The organism is Candidatus Saccharibacteria bacterium oral taxon 488 (assembly GCA_010202465.1).
Classification (GTDB): Bacteria; Patescibacteriota; Saccharimonadia; order Saccharimonadales; family Saccharimonadaceae; genus Nanosynbacter.
Window position 1 is genome coordinate 780,850 of sequence record CP047919.1, and the last position, 18,198, is coordinate 799,047.

General features: G+C 49.1%; 17 protein-coding genes. 2 read left to right on the plus strand and 15 right to left on the minus strand.

Going from position 1 to position 18,198, the window contains the following annotated elements; all coding sequences use genetic code 11:
• Positions 1-41: 41 nt before the first annotated feature.
• The 11 genes from GWK76_04295 to GWK76_04345 form a co-directional block, all read right to left on the minus strand.
• Complete coding sequence (locus GWK76_04295; protein QHU92498.1) at positions 42-2,705, minus strand: hypothetical protein; 2,664 nt, start codon at positions 2,703-2,705, stop codon at positions 42-44.
• A complete protein-coding gene (locus GWK76_04300; GenBank protein QHU92499.1) occupies positions 2,702-3,364 on the minus strand; it encodes a hypothetical protein in 663 nt (220 codons plus the stop codon). The genes GWK76_04295 and GWK76_04300 overlap by 4 nt, the downstream gene beginning before the upstream one ends.
• Positions 3,349-4,092 (minus strand): anaerobic ribonucleoside-triphosphate reductase activating protein, encoded by a 744-nt coding sequence (locus tag GWK76_04305; GenBank protein ID QHU92500.1) that lies wholly within the window; start codon positions 4,090-4,092, stop codon positions 3,349-3,351. Before GWK76_04305 ends, GWK76_04300 begins: the two co-directional genes overlap by 16 nt.
• Complete coding sequence (locus tag GWK76_04310) at positions 4,040-6,175, minus strand: ribonucleoside triphosphate reductase (protein QHU92501.1); 2,136 nt, start codon at positions 6,173-6,175, stop codon at positions 4,040-4,042. The genes GWK76_04305 and GWK76_04310 overlap by 53 nt, the downstream gene beginning before the upstream one ends.
• 158 nt (positions 6,176-6,333) lie before the next feature.
• Positions 6,334-6,855 (minus strand): AAA family ATPase, encoded by a 522-nt coding sequence (locus GWK76_04315; protein QHU92574.1) that lies wholly within the window; start codon positions 6,853-6,855, stop codon positions 6,334-6,336.
• Between the two features lie 60 nt (positions 6,856-6,915).
• On the minus strand, positions 6,916-7,695 hold the full coding sequence (locus GWK76_04320) for a hypothetical protein (protein QHU92502.1): 780 nt from the start codon (positions 7,693-7,695) through the stop codon (positions 6,916-6,918).
• The gene (locus GWK76_04325; protein QHU92503.1) at positions 7,692-8,597 is read right to left on the minus strand and encodes an ATP-binding cassette domain-containing protein; all 906 of its coding nucleotides are present in this window, start codon (positions 8,595-8,597) and stop codon (positions 7,692-7,694) included. Before GWK76_04325 ends, GWK76_04320 begins: the two co-directional genes overlap by 4 nt.
• 117 nt (positions 8,598-8,714) lie before the next feature.
• On the minus strand, positions 8,715-9,683 hold the full coding sequence (locus tag GWK76_04330; GenBank protein QHU92504.1) for a hypothetical protein: 969 nt from the start codon (positions 9,681-9,683) through the stop codon (positions 8,715-8,717).
• Positions 9,680-10,354, minus strand: coding sequence for a response regulator (locus GWK76_04335; protein ID QHU92505.1), 675 nt, complete (start codon positions 10,352-10,354; stop codon positions 9,680-9,682). Before GWK76_04335 ends, GWK76_04330 begins: the two co-directional genes overlap by 4 nt.
• A 75-nt stretch (positions 10,355-10,429) precedes the next feature.
• Positions 10,430-11,398: an LD-carboxypeptidase gene (locus tag GWK76_04340; GenBank protein QHU92506.1), complete on the minus strand. Its 969-nt coding sequence runs from the start codon at positions 11,396-11,398 to the stop codon at positions 10,430-10,432.
• A gap of 149 nt (positions 11,399-11,547) precedes the next feature.
• Positions 11,548-11,922 (minus strand): ASCH domain-containing protein, encoded by a 375-nt coding sequence (locus GWK76_04345; protein ID QHU92507.1) that lies wholly within the window; start codon positions 11,920-11,922, stop codon positions 11,548-11,550.
• Between the two features lie 379 nt (positions 11,923-12,301).
• Here GWK76_04345 and GWK76_04350 point away from each other — a divergent pair, with 379 nt between their 5' ends.
• Together GWK76_04350 and GWK76_04355 are read left to right on the plus strand one after the other, a co-directional pair.
• Positions 12,302-12,868, plus strand: a complete 567-nt coding sequence (locus GWK76_04350) for a TetR family transcriptional regulator (protein ID QHU92508.1) — start codon at positions 12,302-12,304, stop codon at positions 12,866-12,868.
• A complete protein-coding gene (locus tag GWK76_04355) occupies positions 12,865-13,638 on the plus strand; it encodes a ferredoxin reductase (GenBank protein ID QHU92509.1) in 774 nt (257 codons plus the stop codon). Before GWK76_04350 ends, GWK76_04355 begins: the two co-directional genes overlap by 4 nt.
• On the opposite strand, the gene GWK76_04360 is transcribed toward GWK76_04355, so the two are convergent.
• The 4 genes from GWK76_04360 to GWK76_04375 all read right to left on the minus strand — a co-directional run bounded on the left by GWK76_04360 (position 13,639) and on the right by GWK76_04375 (position 18,154).
• Entirely contained in the window at positions 13,639-13,947 is a 309-nt protein-coding gene (locus GWK76_04360) for a hypothetical protein (protein ID QHU92510.1), read from the minus strand.
• A 226-nt stretch (positions 13,948-14,173) separates the two neighbouring features.
• Positions 14,174-14,620 carry a hypothetical protein gene (locus tag GWK76_04365; GenBank protein QHU92511.1) on the minus strand — a complete coding sequence of 149 codons (447 nt, stop codon included), beginning with the start codon at positions 14,618-14,620 and terminating at the stop codon, positions 14,174-14,176.
• A 19-nt stretch (positions 14,621-14,639) separates the two neighbouring features.
• Complete coding sequence (locus GWK76_04370; GenBank protein ID QHU92512.1) at positions 14,640-17,345, minus strand: glycosyltransferase; 2,706 nt, start codon at positions 17,343-17,345, stop codon at positions 14,640-14,642.
• Positions 17,346-17,467: 122 nt separating this feature from the next.
• On the minus strand, positions 17,468-18,154 hold the full coding sequence (locus GWK76_04375; protein QHU92513.1) for a hypothetical protein: 687 nt from the start codon (positions 18,152-18,154) through the stop codon (positions 17,468-17,470).
• Between the last annotated feature and the right edge of the window lie 44 nt (positions 18,155-18,198).

An 18,198-nucleotide genomic window follows, 5' to 3' on the forward strand; every position in this document is an offset into this window, starting at 1 on the left:
ATTATACTACTTCATTGCTACCTCTTTAGGCGGTGTGTTTACTAAACTTTCACTAACTGCCGGCCGCGCGCCACGCACATCGCCACTACAAACATGCCAACCAACCGCGATACTAATGAGGCGTCGTCTGCGCTTGATTGAGCCGTTGACGCAGACTCTTCTTCTGGATTGAGCTGGCTGTCGTCCGGCCATATGCCAGGAGATGGGCGGCCTTTTACGACCAAAACATTGTCACTCACGGCACTCGTTTCGCTATTATAACCGTAACTGTCAACCGCCAAGTCAGTCTGTTTGTCCGCTTCAGATTCCGACTCCCCGTCTAATTTATTGACAAAAGTAGGTTCTGCTTGCTCTTCAGACAAATCGACGACTGATTCTATGCCGCTGGTATCCGTAATTATAGTTTCAACTTCAGCATCCATGCGCGGTAAATCGCTTTTTTCCGATGTTTTTACAGTCATGTTTTCACGCTCCTCGTGAGGCATGATGCGCTCCTCTAAAATTTCCACTGCTGGCTCATCCAGCTCGACATCAGGTATTAGCTCAATAGCCGGTGAGGTGGAGATAACTGCTTGCTCCGCTGGTTTAGAGTCATAGCCTTTGGTGATTTCAGGCACTAATGCCACCTTAGAATTATCCAACTGCCCCACAGAATCAATATCATTGCCTACAGAGAGCTTCAAATCATCGGCTTCTTCACGCACCGTAACGACTTCTGCCGGCGATATCACCGCGGCTACTTCAGTTAAGGTTAATTCTGATTCCACTACCGGCAAATCCTGCTTCACAAAAAATACCTCTTCCTCAGCCCAAATCCTATCTTCACTGCGACTAATGTCCATAGTGGTGTCAGAGCAATCAAATTGCCTAAAGACAGGAATTTGCGGCTCGCTCGCATCCGTATCAACCGCTAATTCATCACCCAATTCCTGCGACAGATCAACGGCAAGTTGAGCGCCATTTCTATCAACTGCTATGTGTTTATCTGGTAGATTCGGCGCAATGTCTATCATTTCTACAGATGCCGCCATATCAGTTTTATTTGTTGTATTTACCACGTCATTCGCTACGAATACATCTGTTTCTACATCATCAATCTTCGGCTGTACCAAATTACTGTCAAAGTTGGCACGGTCGCCGATAATCAAAGAGTTCTCGCTACTTTCGACAAGCATCTGCTCCTGTGACAATATGGCTTGCGGTGTTCTGCCAGATTGACCAATAGAATAACTGACTGGCGATTGGTACGTCTCGTTTTTATCGTATTCCGCCAGTACGCTAGCCGCGACCGTTCGCTCCTGAGATAGCGGCACATCATCTACGTCCGGCGTCAAGTTACGGGGCTGTACATTATCGGCGCCGTCAAGAGTTTGGATAGAGTCATCATAACCTGCCGCCATACCAAGTTTAGCTTCGCGAGGCTGCGTATTTTGTAGCGGCTTTGCATTAGAACCATCAATTGATCCTGACAGCAGCTTATCTATCCCTGTTGCATCAAATTGCGCCGCCGACCGCTGTTCAGAAGCTGACGTGAAGCTGCTTGCTGCCGTTTGTCTCGGTTCAGAATCAGACAGTTTTGGCGCTGCCGCAACAACGTTATTTTCTTTCGGATGTTCAATTGATGATGGTTTTATGTCAGACACCGCAGCAGCATCATCGCCATTATGTGTATTTTCCACAACACTATCGACGAGTTTACTTTCACCAGACAAGAAGTTGGCAATTTCATTTTTTGGCAAAGTATTATTCTCGTTAGCGGTTTGAGTATCCTCGCTTACCGCTGGCGATGACAGCACAGCTCTCGTTTTCGTTCGCGTCGGTATGTCTGAAGATTCGAATGCTGGCTGCTGGTTTTCTTTATCTGCTGCACCAGAAATAACATCAAAAGTCTGCTGTTTTATTTCTATCGATGGACGATTTTCCTCTGTTGGTTCGGTAAAATACTCCTCGCCAGATGTATTGACGGACACTTCGCTAACAATTTCTGGCTGGGCTTCTCTAATCTCATCAATATCATCCGTAACAATTGCTGGTTCAAAAAATGATCGCTCGGGTTCTTTAACATCCGCAGGTTCGTCTGAAGATTCTGTTGTTTCATTGGCGAAAATTTCACTGTCTTGATTCGGCGGCGCAACCTGCTCAATTAGTTTATCCGTCTTATCGTCACTTGTTTCAGTGATATCTGCATTTGTTGAATCCGCCCCGCTATCAGGATTAGCGTAACCCGCCACGACAATACCGTCATCGTCGTCACTCAGCAAATCTCTTAAATATGATTCGCGTTCTGGCGCTGGCTGCAAATTTTCATTAGCAAAATTGCGCATACGTAAAATCGGACAGTCGTCGCGTGCCGCGCAACTAGCACAGGCGGCACTCGCCACACCTTGACATATTGCTGCCCTTCGCTCATCACTCATCCGGTTTTCCGACGAATTAATCTCGCTTTTGCCGGCAAGCGATAACGCGTCAACCGGCGCAGGCATATCTTTTAAGTCGGTGCTGCCATCCATGAAAGTATCAAGCTCTGCTTCACCGCTAGCGACCGCCACCAGGTCAAATTGGCTAGCACCATCAGCCACCGCTTCGCCAATGCCAGACGAAAAATCCTCACCACCAACACCATCTCGCAGCGACGAAAACACGGCAAAATTATCACCGTCAATTCCTGTCGGTGATAATTCTACTGTAGTCGTCGCCCCAATCATTGCTCAAAAAATGTCTCCGTTGAAATATGCGATTCATCAACACCAGCGGCAGTTAGTTTTTGCCAAACATCACGCACAAATGGTAGACTACCGCAGACCAGAAAGTGCGCCTCGTCCGGCGTTTCGGCGACGATCTTCGCCACCTCAAACCGCCCGTTATGCCAGCCGTCTCGTTCCTCAACCTGCTGGCGGGTACTAAACTTATGGACCTGAATGGATGAGGCCGCCAACTCCTCAGTAAACACCATATATTCTGGCGATTTTTGACTCAAATAGAGAAAAGTCGGCTGCTGGGCGTCCGCCAAAATACTCCAAATCGGACTGAGTCCACACCCCGCCGCGATGCCGACCAATGGCTGCTCGGTTTGCGGGTTGAAATCGCCGTACGCCCGGCTAATTTGCAGCGTATCGCCAACGCGGCGCGAACACAAATAACTCGAGAATTCGCCGCCCACATTTTTCACGGTAATTGACATCAGCTCCTCACTTGGGCGCGAAGAAATACTATAGGCCTTGCCTTCGCGCACCTGGCTGCCCTCAATGAACACTGTGATATATTGCCCCGCCATAAAGTCAAACGGCCGCACGAAATACAGCGTCGTCACCTCAGGATTTTCCTGACGTACCCGCACAATTTCAACGGTTAGTGAATCACGCATTCCTCGACATACCTTTCCATTATTTTTTGAGCGGCTCTAAATTCTTCGTCAGTAAATGTGTGGTAATTGGCAAATTTCGGACTAATGGTGGTACCGGTGCGAAAATGCTGCAAGGCAAATCGCTTGGCGCCTTTGACTAACTCACCAATCTTTTCAAAATCCGCTACCTCCAGCTGCTCGCGAACGATGGTCGTCCGAAACTCATGGCTAATCCCTGAGTCAATCATCAGCCGCACATTGTCTTTGATCGCCGCTAGATCAATCGGCCGCGCCGCAATCTCCACGTATTTCTCTAGCGGGCCCTTGACGTCCATGGCGATAAAGTCAATCGTCCCCGCCTCGACCATACCGCGCACTATATCCGGATGCGTGCCGTTAGTATCCAGCTTGACATCAAAGCCGAGGCTCTTGATCATCCGGCACAGCACCGGCAAATCCTCGTTAACCGTCGGCTCGCCACCAGAAATCACCACGCCGTCCAACCGACCAATGCGCGATTTCAGGAAAATTATCGCCTCCTCGACTGGGATACTCGGCGCCAAGCGCTCGGGCAGCACTAGCTCCGGATTATGGCAATAACCGCAGCGCATATTACAGCCGGATAGAAACAGCGCTGCCGCCACGTGCCCGGGATAGTCCACCAGCGACAGCTTCTGAATCCCGCCAATCGCCACCTTAAGCTGGGACAGCGACGGCGCAAGCTCGCTGGTGTTCGGCGGCATCGTCATAATGCTCCCTCATGTCAAATTCAGCCTGCTTACCGTTATTCCACTGGGAAACTGGGCGCAAGAAACCAACCACCCGCGAGTACACCTCGGTACTTTCGCCGCAATTCGGGCAAGCCGGGTGCTCACCGACGATATAGCCGTGGTTAGCACAAATTGAAAAGCTCGGCGTAAAGGTAAAGTACGGCAATTTGTAATTCTCACAAATCGTTTTGACCAGTTTCTTCAGCGTCTGCGGATCGTCCATGCGTTCACCCAAGAAGAAGTGAATCACCGTGCCGCCCGTGTATTTAGTCTGCAGATTATCCTGCAAATCCATCAGCTCAAACAGGTCGTCAGTGTAGTTGACCGGTAGGTGGCTGGAGTTGGTGTAGAACGGATGTTTAACCGCCGCGCCCAAGCCATTGGCAAAGTGGGCTCGGTCAGGGAAGCTGGCCTTGTCGAGCTGCGCCAAGCGGTAGGTCGTACCCTCAGCTGGCGTCGCCTCCAGGTTGTAATTATTACCCGTTTCTTTCTGGTATTCCACCAAGCGGTCGCGCATGAAGTCAAGCGTTTTCTCGGCGAACGCCTTACCCTTTTCAGTGCCAATGTCAACGCCCAGCAAGTTTAATGCCGCCTCGTTAGTACCAATCAAACCGATGGTTGAAAAGTGATTTTTCCAGTACTCGTTGAAGCGCTTTTTAATATCGCGCAGGTAAAACTTGGTGTACGGATATAGACTAATGTCCGAATCGGTCAGCTGCTCCAGCACCTTGCGTTTGGTCTCCAGACTATCGCGCGCCATATCCATCAATTCGCCCAGGCCTTTGAAAAATTCTTTCTCGTTCTTTGATTTCAGCGCCAGCCGCGGCAAATTAATCGTCACCACACCAATTGAACCGGTCATCGGATTACTGCCAAACAAACCGCCGCCGCGATACTCCAACTGGCGGTTATCGATGCGCAAGCGGCAGCACATCGAGCGCGCATCTTCTGGATCCATGTCGGAATTGATGAAGTTTGAGAAGTACGGGATGCCATACTTGGCGCTAGCTTCCCAAAGATTTTCAATGACCGGATTATCCCAGTTGAAATCTTTAGTAATGTTGACTGTCGGAATCGGGAAGGTAAAGACTCGGCCGTTGGCATCGCCCTCAGACAGCACCTCCAGCAGTGCCTTATTAAGCATATTCATCTCTTCTTGGTAATCGCCGTAGTTGGTGTCCTGCATCTCGCCGCCGATGATCACCGGATTACCAGCCATGTGCTTCGGACATTCCAGATCGAGCGTGATGTTGGTAAACGGCGTCTGGAAGCCAACCCGCGTTGGCACGTTAACGTTAAAGACAAATTCTTGCAGCGCTTGCTTGACCTCGTCATAGCTCAGCTTATCAGCGCGAATAAATGGTGCTAAGAGTGTGTCAAAGTCAGAGAACGCCTGAGCGCCAGCCGCTTCGCCCTGCAAAGTGTAGAAGAAGTTTACTACCTGGCCCAGTGCCGAGCGGAAATGCTTAGCCGGCTTGGAGGCCACCTTATTTTTGACGCCGGTGAAGCCTTGCCGCAGCAAATCCATCAGATCCCAACCGACGCAATAGACACTCAGCAAATTGAGGTCGTGAATATGTAAATCGCCCTCTTTATGCGCCCGGCCGATTTTCGGCGAATAGATCTTATCCAGCCAGTAGGTCTTAGTAATTTCCGCCGAAACGTAGTTATTCAGGCCCTGCAAACTATAGCCCATGTTGGAGTTTTCTTTGACTTTCCAGTCCAAGTTATTGACGTATTTATCGATCAAATCGACGTGCGCATTGGAAGTAATTTCACGCAGTTTTTTATGCTGATCGCGGTAGATGATGTAAGCCTTGGCAGTTTTCTTGAACTTGGAATCAATCAAAATATCCTCGACGATGTCCTGGATGTCTTCGACACCTGGCAAGCGTTTTTGGTTGCGAGTTTCCAGTACCGCCAGCACCTTGTCAGTCAATTTGACAGCCTGCTTGGCGTCAAATTCGCCAGTCTCCAGGCCCGCCTTCTCAATGGCTTTTTCAATTTTTTTACGGTCAAATTTAACAGTCCGACCGTCGCGTTTTTTGATTGATTTGTACATACCCCTCCTTATTATGGCAATAGCAAACCAGCCCCAACCTCCCCGAGGGGCTTGTGTTGCAAAAAACGTTATTTATTTTCTAAAACACCATATGTAGTGCTTAATATAGAATATACACGCGATATATAGCGTTTGTCAACGAAAATACATTGTATTATTTACATGTGAGAAGCGGAAGTCTTTGTTCCCTCTGATAACGCCAAAACGTCGCGGTAAATCATATCAACAATTTCCGCTTGAGCCAGCTTCTCGCCAATTCGCCGCTCGCCTGGCACGTCCAAAACATCTTGATCTTTCCACCACTGACGCATTTCCGATGCGCCAAATTCATGAGTGTTTGGCTTAGTGGCGTGGCGGCGCACCGTTTCCTCAAACGATATATCAAAATAATAAATCAGTTTTTCGCCCTGAAAATCATTCAATAGCCGGTGCAGCATCGCGCCATATTTTTTATTACTCAAAATACCTTCCAAAATCACCGTATAACCAACTTTGTTGCCGTACATACATAGATCATACATCAGTTGAATCGCCGGGTTGCTTTCGCTGTCTTTCACGCGAAGCATCTCCCGCCGCACCATATCCTGCGACACCAACATCGTGCCGTAACCTAGCTGATGCTGGAGCAGGCGCGCAGTGCTGGTTTTACCGCAACCAGAATTACCGCGGAGAATGATCAGCGGATGAGAGGTCGTCGTGTACGCTCCAGCAAATCATAGATTATAACGACAGTCTCCGTATTACGCCCCTGTATCTCGCCGATAAAATCCGATCACTGCCACGCCGAGTGCCACCAAACTCACACAAATTAAAACGACCAATTTCCCTAAGTCCAATCCATCCATCAAAGTCCCCGGAATATTGTAATAATGAATCAGCGACCAAACGTCATAATCTTTCCAGCTTTCGATCAGTTTGGCGGTGATTGACAGAGCATACATTGCTAGAAAAATCAGACTACCAGCGCCGACAGCCAGCCCGCGCCTACCTGTCACTGCCTGAGTGACAAAGGTGATACTACCAAAACTAATCCCCAAAAACCACAAACTCACACAAGCCCCAGCAACGTGCGTGAGGTTTGGATGAAAATCGAACAACGGACCGATGAGCGCAATGGTCATACACAATAACACTGGAGGAATCACCAATAATCCCGCCATCGCCGCATATTTTTGCAGTACAATCGTCACGCGAGTTCGTCGACTAGCAAGCAGCAACTCCAGCGTGCCCGAATCTTCTTCTCGGCCAACTACCCCAGCGCCCAAAATAATCGCCGTAATCACCACCCCAACCATCGCCACCAGTGGAAACAGCTCAATACTCAGCCAGCCTTCTGGCGTGGTGCCAATCGCCAAATCGCCAACCACCGCTTTCATGCCAGCCGGCATCATGCTGACAAACGGACTTAATTGATCGCTAAATTTATTGAATAGCGCTGAAAACAACACCGCCACAACACTAATACCAATACCCAAAAACAGCGGCAGTTTGTAATTTTGCCGCACCGTTTGCCACATCATCGCTTTGCCTCCTCGCCTTCATAATACCGCATAAATAATTCTTCTAGCTCTAGTTCTGATTCGCGCAATAGTTTTGGTTGGTATTCGGCGATGAACGAGACAAACTCCGTTGCGTCGCCTTTGACGGTAAATTCGTATTCGTCGCCACGGTGTTGAACGCCGGTGATGGATGGCACGTTTCTGGCTGCCGTTAGGGACGGTTTTTTGGCAAATGTCACAATGTAGCGGTGCGTTGACAGATGTTTCATGGTGGCGATAGGTTCAATGGCAATCAATTTCCCGTCGCGAATAAAGCCAGCGCGGTGACAAATCTTTTGCACTTCAGCCAGGTCGTGGCTACTGACAAACACCGTGGCGCCTTGTTCAGAAACTTCGCGCACCAACTCGTAAAATACCTGCTTCATCAGCGGATCCAGACCGCTGGTCGGCTCGTCCAAAATCAGCAGTTTCGGGCGGTGCATAAAGGCCTGAATTAGGCCAATTTTCTGGCGATTACCCTTGGAAAGCTGGCGAATCGGCCGATCCAGCACCGCCTCAAAACGCTCAGCCAATTCATCAACATAGTGCCAATCAACCTTCCGACCCGTCCGCGCCAAAAACTTCAGCAATTTCCGACCAGTCATAGTTTCATACAGGGCGATATCGCCCGCCAGATACCCAACCTGATCATGAAGCGCCGCTCGTTCCTTAGAATTCCGGCCGCCCAGCAATTCTACCCAGCCGTCCGTCGGCCTCAAGAAATCCATCACCGACCGAATCGTTGTACTTTTACCCGCACCATTCGGTCCAAGAAAACCAAACACCTCGCCTTCATGCAGCTCCAGCGACACATTGTTGACTGCCAGCTTATGCCCAAAGCGCTTGGTCAGCCCGTGTAACATCAGCGGTGAAGTATCACTCATAGCGACTCCTTATGGTCATCATTTGCTATAGTTTCAGTATATCGCATGGTAGGCTTTTACGCCACCAGATCAAAACGTAACTTTCTTTAATTGCAAGTAGTATCAGCCAGCCAACCCTCAGAAATGCAAGCTGAAGGTAGAGCCCTGACCCGCTTCGCTTTTAACGCTCAATTGATAACCGTTTTTGTCAGCCACCGCCTTAGCGATAGCTAGCCCGAGTCCATAGCCCGAACCATACCCACGCGTACGCGCTTCATCACTACGATAAAATCTGTCGAAAATTTTCGCCTGGTCTTGTTTGGCGATGCCAATGCCTTGGTCGACAACTGAGAGAGTTTGGCCGTCCAGCCGAATGACTACTGTACCACCTAGTGGCGAATATTTGATGGCATTATCGATCAGCGTACCCAAAATTTGCGTCACCGCCGCGACTGCGACCGTGTGCGTTACTGACGGCACTTGCATATCTAGCACTACTTGTTTTTTGTCAGCCACCGGCTGATAGCGATCAACCGTGTCGCGGACAAGTTTCGCCATATCGACCGCCTGTTTTTCAATCTGCTGATTATCGACCTGGGTAAGTTGCAACAAATTGTCCGTCAGCTCGCGCAATTTTTCAACCTCGTCAATGTTGCGCTGGAAAACTACCCTCACCTTTTTTTCATCCAGCGTTTTTTTGCGTAGCGCCACTTCGTTGGTGGTCATTAGCGCCGTCAGTGGCGTCCGCAGCTCGTGACTAGCATCCGACACAAATTGCACCTGAGCCCGCATTGCTCGCTCGATCGGCGCCAAAGTCCGTCGCGCCAACAACATACTCAGCCAATATCCAACCAACAACATCACCCCGTTCAGCACTATCAATGACATAACGACCGACCCACGGGTTTCGCTATTGCGCCGTTCCAGGCGGCGATTGAACTGACGTTCGGCGAGCTCTGGCGGCTGCTGAGCATGTTCGCCCGGCGGCAGCGGCCGATTTAACTGGATGGAAGTAATGGCGTAAATAATCACACTGAAGGCTAGTGATAGCGTCATAATCACCGCTAAATAGCTCAGCGCTAGCCGCCTAACACGCTGCTGTTTCATGATTTGTCCTCCAGTTTATAGCCAAAGCCGGGGACGGTGTGAATCAGTTTTGAGTCAAATGGTTTATCGATTTTGCGGCGCAAAAACATGATGAACAATTCAACATTGTTCGGCAAGACGTCAGCATCAAAATCCCACACGTGCGAGATGATTTGCTCTTTGGACAAAACCTTGCCAGCGTTGCGCATCAGATATTCCAAGACGCCGTACTCTTTGGCGGTCAAGTTAATTTCCTGATTCGCCCGCATTACTTTTTTCAGACTCGGATCAAGCGTCAAATCACCAACCCGCAAGACTTCTTCCAGCCTCTCGTTCGGACGGCGCAACAACGCTCGAAGACGCGCCAATAGCACCTCAAAGCTAAACGGCTTCGCCAAATAATCATCAGCGCCCATATCCAAGCCTTCGACAATATCCCGCTCGGCATCACGCGCTGTCAACATCAAAATCGGCGTCTGATTACCGTCTTTGCGTAGCGCCCGACAGACCTCATAGCCATTCATTTCCGGCAGCATCACGTCAAGAATAATCACGTCGTACTCGTCCGCCGTCGCCGTCCAATAACCCTCGTCGCCATCATGCGCCACATCAACCGCATAGGCTTCATCTTCCAAGCCTTCTTTCAGCGACTGGGCAATCGCCGTGTCATCTTCTACTAGTAAAATTCTCATTAGCTAACTATCCTCTTTTTCAACTTTAGCACAGGCATCTGAAAAATTGCTTAAAGCTCACCACTCAAAAGTCGCTTAGTCGCCGCAACGAATGACAATTCTAGTACCATCTCCCGCTACAATCCTACACTTGCCACCGACAGGATACGTGAACTTCGGGTCAGTGTGACCAAAATCAAGATTGACCACCACTGGAATTTTTGAATCGATATTCTTTGAAAGAATGATGTCGCTAATCATGTCGTCAGTCGCCCGAGATTCGCCCTGAAAACGCCCAACCAAAATTGCTTTTACCTGACGAAAAAATGACTGCTGCATCAATGCCTGCACGTGATGCTCAAGCGTTTCAGGAATTGAATCATAGCTATCGTCTTCAATTTTCGGAAAATATTCCGTACCGTTCAACAAGTTCAGGCTACAAAGATTACCGCCAATCATTACTCCTTCAGCCGATCCGCCCTGCACGACTCGCGGCCCATTATTTTTCAAAGCTTGGCGCAGCGAAGCTTCGTCATAATTCCACGGAAGATCGTAAAATGTTTCCGATTGCTGAACGATAAATTCTGCCGGCTGATCCGCAAACAAACACCGCCGAAAATACTCCAACGAATAATCGGCTTCTGGCGGCAAACCAAAACAATAGAAATTTGGCATCGCATAAGTCACCAGCCCAGTTTTTGCTAAAATCACATGATTGAGGACGGTAATATCAGAAAAGCCACCAAAGAGCTTCGGATTGTCTTTAATAATTTGCCAGTCAATTTTACCCAGCATCTGATTTGAATTGAATCCGCCAATCGCCGCCAAGACACACTTCACGTTTTCGTCCATAAATGCTACGTGTAAATCTTCAACCTTCTCGTCATCTGTCGGGCAACCGCGTTGACTCCTAGAAAAAGCATTTTTACTAAACGTAACTTTTAGCCCAAGTGACTCTAATGCTGATTTGGCTCGCTCTAAAACACCTTCGTCAATATCGCTGGCTGAGCGCGCCGGTGCAATCACCCTCACTTCATCACCTGGCTTTAATTTATCTGGTATCATATATTTCCTTTCCTAAAATTAATCAATCAAAAAACCTCCCGCAGGAGGCATAAAACAGCAATAAAACACCTCCTGCTTACATGTGGAGATGATGATGGATTGAGAGTAAATTCATCATAGTTTCAGCATATCATAGCCTTACTGAAAGATTAAAGCGATAAGCAAATTTCCACTGCTAGCACGCCATAATGTTTTTGGTCGGCAGCGGAATAATATTTGTTGTATTCGGCAGCGGCAGCTTCGGCACTGGTGGCATGCGGAATAACACGGTGGTAACCCTCGGCCTGCACCATTTCTAAAAAGGAATTGTAGTGGCGGATGGCGATAATCTCCACGCGTGCTTGATCTGGTTTGCCGTCGTGTAGTATTCCTTCGGCATCGCGAACATCGCGACGCAGGTGAATCTTATCGCCGACTCGGTACTCGGCAAATTTTCCGCGATTCAATCGACCTTCAACCGTCTTCCGCCCGGCGATAATATCGTCAAGTAATTTTGATTCTCGTCCTGAGTGCCAGATTTTCATAATTCCTACAGTGTTGTATCTTTTTTATAGTTTTTCTTAACTTCTTGCCAACAGCGATGCCATAGAATTATAGCACAGCCTATAAAAGTGTTTCTACTAGTCATGCCTACCAAACTACAATAAAATCTTTAGATTAGGCAAATCTTAAACAGCTATCGCCTGAGCTTCCGGCCAAATTCGCTGTACCAGCCGGCTTGCCGCGCGTGGTTAGCCGCACCCAAGCATCGCCATAGGCCTGGTCGATTGCCATCAGTCCTTGGACATCACGAATCTACCAACAGCCACCCTTCTATTGACACGATGGTCATAATTCGATACGATATGAATGAATACAAAAAGTTATTCATTCATATCGTTAACATGAAGGAGGTTGCCAGCGTTGGACAAAAGACAAGCATTAAAAACAGCTGCCTATGGTATCTTCTCAAAAAAGGGATATAAAGAGACCGGTATCTCAGAAATTGCTAAGCGCGCTGGGGTAGCAGTCGGTTCTTTTTACAACTACTACGACGGTAAAGAAACTATCTTTCTGGATGTGTACATTGAAGAAAACAACCGCATTCGCCAAGCGATGATGGACGACATTGATTGGCAGCAGGATTTGGTTGAGCTTGTAAGGCAGATTTTTGAACAGTCACGAAGCCTCGTTTCGTCCAGTAAAATTCTGGCGGAATGGCATAATCCAGCCATCTCTCGTACACTACGTGGTTATTATTCTTCGGGTAAGGGTAAGGCTACGAATACCTTCCATCAATTTTTGGTCGAAACCTTTACTGGTCGCATGGTGGCAGAAGGATATTCAGAGGAAAAAATTCAGGATATTTTACAGGTTTATAATTTGTTTTACTACATGGATATACATATCACTGAAGGCGATTTTCCAGGTATTAGTGGGACGCTGGAAATACTTGCCACTAACTTTGTTAAAGGTATCTTTACATCATGAAAAGGAGTAAAAAAATGGTAATCATCGTTATATCTATTCTTGCGGCTACAGGCCTTATCGCTTGGGGCGTTATCGCCTACTTAGGGAGAGGCCAAACGTTATCGGTCAAATCCATCGAAAACCCTAGCGGAGACCTTCATGTCATTCACCTAGCAAAGCCTGATAATATGACATGGAAGGCAGGCTCTTATGCCAAGATCACGCTACCCAGTACGGCATCTGATGGTGAAAAGAATGATCATAAGGGCGAACAGACAAGTCGTTGGCTGAGTATTGCCTCTAGTCCTGAGGATAATGAAATTATTATCCTAACCCACAATAGCGGTAGTCCTTATAAAAAAGCTTTGACGAGCCTACCAGCAGGTAGTCAGGTCAAGATGAGTTGGCTAGAATCTTCTTTGTCAGTTACAGACGGCAACGAGCCGCTGGTTTGCTTCGCCTCTGATGTCGGTATCTCAGCAATACGACCAATTGTCAGGCAGTGGGCCGGTAAACGCCCTATCATGCTCTATCACCTAGATAAGGGGGTAAAGGTCTTTGACAAGGAACTCTCAGAGCTAGCAAACAAAACAGCTAATATGACTTATGAGACCAGTGCTAACCTCTCTCAAAGCCAGGAACGCTTCAAGCAGGCGATTGATAGACATGGCAACAAGGCTCAATATCTCGTGGCAGGACAGCCCGACGATGTGAAAACGATGAAGAAACTCCTTGGAGACAACGCGATGTATGATAACGTCAAATCAAGTACTTTTCGGGGGTTGAAGTAGTCAATATGACCGCATGGGTTGCCGATAGGTGATACTTAGGCAGCTATCGCCTGAGCTTCCGGCCAAATTCGCTGTACCAGCCGGCTTGCCGCGCGTGGTTAGCCGCACCCAAGCGTCCCCATACACTTGGTCGATTGCCATCAAACCTTTATGCCGCAAGTCCGCCAGCACGTTCATCGCCGTTCGGCGTGGCATGCCCATTTGTACCGCCAACACAGCCGCCTCATCACCGCCGTCTTCGTAGACTTGCTGCAACACCAGCGCCTCGTTGGTGGTTAAGGTTACTTCTTGTGATTGTCTCGTCTTCATACTCATCCTTTCTTATGGTTATCGTGAGTATATGATAGCCAGACGGTCTGTAATTTCGCTGTAAAAGGTTGCGGCGCGGATATTGCTCAATAGCTAGTTTCACCCGCGCGCCGAGGCCAAGAACTTGCTATCACCCAGGTAGCGCCCGCGGTCACCTTCCAGATTACCGCACGAAAAAGCAGCGCCCGAGGAGGTAGACGCTGCTTTTGTGATGATTCGCCGCTGATTAATTGGTCTGCGGCGCAGTGTTGGTGGTTGACGGCTGCGCCGAATCCGTTTGCCCTGACGGAGCGGTTTGGTTGTTTTGCGCGGTGCCGTTATTATTCTTGGTCGCTGGCGTTTGGGAGCTTTGACCAGTCTGGTTCTGGCTACCGCCTGGTGCGCCGCCCGTTTGTCCACCCGGCCCGCCTAGCTGGCTATTCTGGGTTCGACTCATGCCCGGCGGGCCACCAGCCTGGCTATTTATGCTGCCATTTTGCGAGCCACCGACCTGCATACCGACGACAAAGCTGAGCGCACAGGCCACTACGCCGCCGACTGCTAGGCCGGTAATTGCCCCGGCGCTGAGGCCACTTTTGCCAGAGTTTGTGCCGTTTGGACGCGGTGCGGGCGGCTGATCATAGACCGCTTCTGGCGTGGTGAGTTGTGCTTGCTTGGTTTGTAAAATTGCCATAATTTCTCCTTTCGTTACGTTACTCTCTCGATAATTCATACAATGTTACATCGCTACCTCCATAATTGACGACCGTGCCAGTTTGCTTGACCCACGTCGTGATTTCATTGTTGCCACCGCCTGGCCCACCGCCACCGCGACTATGCGAGCTGCTGGCGTAATATCTAACTTTGCCGACCTTCACTAATTGCTTAAATTGCTCCAGCGTCAGTGGCGTATCGCTACCGTTAAATCCACCGACCGCCATCACTGGATGGCCGCTGGTCAGCTGAATCGCCGCTGATTCATTGGCACTCGCCACCGCCACCAACCAGGTTGCGCCATGTTGATGCTCTACGAGATACTGCACCAACTGGCTATTGGCCTGCGACGATTCATTATTACTACCCCGCATCGCCGTGGAACTCGGCCCAGCCGTCGGAATGCTACCGGTGTGCGCGACGTTGACTGTCGCCAATGTATAAACCGTCGGGGCAAGTGTACAGGCGGATATGGCGGTGATAATCGCCAAGTTTTGTAGCCACCGCCGCGGCACATAGAGATTAACCAGCAGTCCAATCATCCCCGCAAGACCCAGCAACCCAACCGTCCATATCAGCCACGTCATCGTGCCAGCGTAACCGAGGATAATCACCGCTATCACTGCCGTCACACCAACCAGCACCGGCAGTAGCCACGCATACGGTTTACGTCTGGTATACGCGCCCCACAGAAACGGCAGGCTGATACCGACGAGTGCCGCCACCGCTGGCGCCATCACCACTACGTAGTACGGGTGAATTACGCCGCTGGTCATACTGAAAATCATGATGTGAATCAGTAGCCACAGCATCCAGAAAATTACTGCCGCCCGCCCACGATTCGTTCGGGGTGTTTTACGCAAAATCCATAACATCAGCCCGCCACCCGCCAGCGCCAAGACCAACAACCAGGCAATATTTGGCCCAAAATCATTGTTAAAGATTCTGAAAATTCCCGTTTGCCCACCGAAACCCGTACCGCCTGGACCATGTCCGCCACCAGGACCACCGCCCATACCACCTGGCATCATACCGGCGCCGTCTGCCATAGTCTGCGTGGTATTACCAGCAGTTTGAAGTGCCGCAGCGCCATCCGCACCACCACGTGGTGGCGTACCACCGCCCCCACCACGCCCACCGAGTAGTCGACCAAGGCCGTTATAGCCAAAAATCAAACTCCAAATATTGTTATCATTAGTGCTACCCACCCACGGCCGGCTACCAGCTGGCGTCAGCCAGACCAGCACACTCCACCATAGCGTCGACATCGTGGTGATGACGCCGGCAAACATCACGTGCAGAAACCGCGTGACGATCGGCGGCTTGGCAAACACCAGATAGACTAGCACCATCGCCGGTAGCACCATCAGCCCTTGCAGCATCTTGGCATTAAACGCCAGCCCCGTGAATAGCCCCGCCAAACCCAGCCACAGCAGTGGCCGTTTACCTTCCAGCGAGCGTAAAAACGCGTAGCCGCTGGCGGTCAACATCAATGTCAAAATCGCATCGGGGTTGTTGAAGCCAAACATCAGTGCCGCCACCGGTGTTAGCATTAGTGTCGCTCCAGCAATCACAGCACTAGTAAAACCGAACTGCCGTTTCACCGCACCGTACACCAACCACACCGAACCAACTCCCGCCAACACGCTTGGTAGTAACATTGAGAAACTCGAAAAGCCAAACAACCGAGTGCTCAGTCCCATCACCATCGTCGCTAGTGGTGGCTTATCAATCGACACGTAATTAGCCGCGTCCAGACTACCAAACAACCACGCTGTCCAATCCTGGCTGGCCGCCTGTACCGCCGCCGCATAGTAACTATTGGCCATACCATTATGGAGCGCGCCAAACAAATACAACCCACCAGTCAGTACCAACAGCACTGGTAGCGTCCACTTATCAAACCACGACCGTTTGTCTAGTTCTTTATTGACACGGTACAGCCCTTTCAGATCATCGACGGCCGTTTTCACAATTTTCACGCGGCTATCCGTATCCTCAATCCAGGTTACCGGCTGTTCGTGAATCGGCACGCCCGCCCGCTCGGTTTTGATCAACAGCTCAGTATCAAAGAACCACTCGTTGTCTTTGATTTTCGGTAAAAACTTTGCGGCGACATCCCGGCGAATTGCCTTGAAACCACACTGCGCGTCGCTAAACTTGGTACGCGACGTCCATTTGATGATTTTATTATAGCAACGCGAGATGAACTCCCGCTTCACGCCACGACTAGTTCTAGAATCTTTCATCAACCGCGAGCCAATCGCCACGCCAGCCTCGCCCGCCACCAACGGCTGAATCATTGGCAGAAAATCGTCCAGGCTTGTCGACAGGTCAACATCCATATAGGTCAAGATGTCCGCTGGACTATTCTGCCAGACCTGTTTGAGCGCCCGCCCGCGACCGCGCTCCGCCAAGCTAACGACCTGCACCGATTGGTGCTTTTCCGCTAAGTTCTTGGCAATTTCCAGCGTCTTGTCCTGACTGCCATTGTCAGCGATGGTGATTTGGTAGCGATACGGCAAGCGTTTCGCCATATACTCATCAAGCGTCGTGATACTTTGCTGGAGGATTTTTTCCTCATTAAGCACCGGCACGACAACATCAATGAATGGACGGGCAATCGCCCGAAACGCCGGCTGGCTCTCAGTAGCGGCGAGGTGTCGCGACCGAGCCAGCGGTTGGGGTATGGTTGCTGCTTTCATAGTCATGCCAGCAACTATAGATGAGGGGTCTGTAATTTTGCTTTAAACAAACTTTATACTTAATAACACGTTAACGGTTCTCAAAAATACCAACCCTTATAAGATAAGGGTATAGAAAGTGATCATACCCTATCTTTTCCCGGTAAGGATACTATCACGGGCATATTGCCATCCATGGAAGGCCCGTATTGGCCAGGTTTAACATAAAGGAGCACTAAAAGCTGTGTGATTATACTAATATAAGTATTTTCAATCATTACAAGACTGAACTCATCACTATGCTGACCTATCGCATCATAACTGTCATATGGATTGGAACGAAGTAGTTTATGAGCTACATTCCAATGATGACGCATGTACACAATATCAAGCACTTTCACAAAAAGCCCTCTTCTTATGCGTGAATCACTTCCAGCGGCACTGAGCGCTTTAGCAACAAAACATATTTGCCGGTTTAAACACCTCTTGTCTGCTTTTGTTTTTGCTTTATATTTTTTACATAAGGATTTCTGTGGTGTTCCTCTAGGACTAAACCGTTCAGCTATTTTCTTATATTGAGGGTTATTAAGCTCAGATAGACATTCTGTGGCTTTAAAATAATTTAGATAAGCTTCTGAATCAAAACCAAGACTGTCTAATTCTTTTGCTCTCCTCCAGTAATTTAGCATTGTCTTGAGACCCTTTTTACGACTACTTCCAATGTCCTTTATTATTCGCTCTGCCAACTCTAGACTATATTTACTGTACTTCACTGAACTATTCTGATGAATTGAAGGAAAAATATCTACTCCTTCAGCATGAACATACACCCCACTATAACCCCCTCATAACCCCATTTCATATCTAATTCCAT

Excerpts from the sequence above, each read along its gene's own strand:
- GWK76_04295 (QHU92498.1), bottom strand. The coding sequence starts at position 2,705 with ATGATTGGGGCGACGACTACAGTAGAATTATCACCGACAGGAATTGAC.
- GWK76_04300 (QHU92499.1), bottom strand. The coding sequence starts at position 3,364 with ATGCGTGATTCACTAACCGTTGAAATTGTGCGGGTACGTCAGGAAAAT.
- GWK76_04305 (QHU92500.1), bottom strand. The coding sequence starts at position 4,092 with ATGACGATGCCGCCGAACACCAGCGAGCTTGCGCCGTCGCTGTCCCAG.
- GWK76_04310 (QHU92501.1), bottom strand. The coding sequence starts at position 6,175 with ATGTACAAATCAATCAAAAAACGCGACGGTCGGACTGTTAAATTTGAC.
- GWK76_04320 (QHU92502.1), bottom strand. The coding sequence starts at position 7,695 with ATGATGTGGCAAACGGTGCGGCAAAATTACAAACTGCCGCTGTTTTTG.
- GWK76_04325 (QHU92503.1), bottom strand. The coding sequence starts at position 8,597 with ATGAGTGATACTTCACCGCTGATGTTACACGGGCTGACCAAGCGCTTT.
- GWK76_04330 (QHU92504.1), bottom strand. The coding sequence starts at position 9,683 with ATGAAACAGCAGCGTGTTAGGCGGCTAGCGCTGAGCTATTTAGCGGTG.
- GWK76_04335 (QHU92505.1), bottom strand. The coding sequence starts at position 10,354 with ATGAGAATTTTACTAGTAGAAGATGACACGGCGATTGCCCAGTCGCTG.
- GWK76_04340 (QHU92506.1), bottom strand. The coding sequence starts at position 11,398 with ATGATACCAGATAAATTAAAGCCAGGTGATGAAGTGAGGGTGATTGCA.
- GWK76_04345 (QHU92507.1), bottom strand. The coding sequence starts at position 11,922 with ATGAAAATCTGGCACTCAGGACGAGAATCAAAATTACTTGACGATATT.
- GWK76_04355 (QHU92509.1), top strand. The coding sequence starts at position 12,865 with ATGAAAAGGAGTAAAAAAATGGTAATCATCGTTATATCTATTCTTGCG.
- GWK76_04360 (QHU92510.1), bottom strand. The coding sequence starts at position 13,947 with ATGAAGACGAGACAATCACAAGAAGTAACCTTAACCACCAACGAGGCG.
- GWK76_04365 (QHU92511.1), bottom strand. The coding sequence starts at position 14,620 with ATGGCAATTTTACAAACCAAGCAAGCACAACTCACCACGCCAGAAGCG.
- GWK76_04370 (QHU92512.1), bottom strand. The coding sequence starts at position 17,345 with ATGAAAGCAGCAACCATACCCCAACCGCTGGCTCGGTCGCGACACCTC.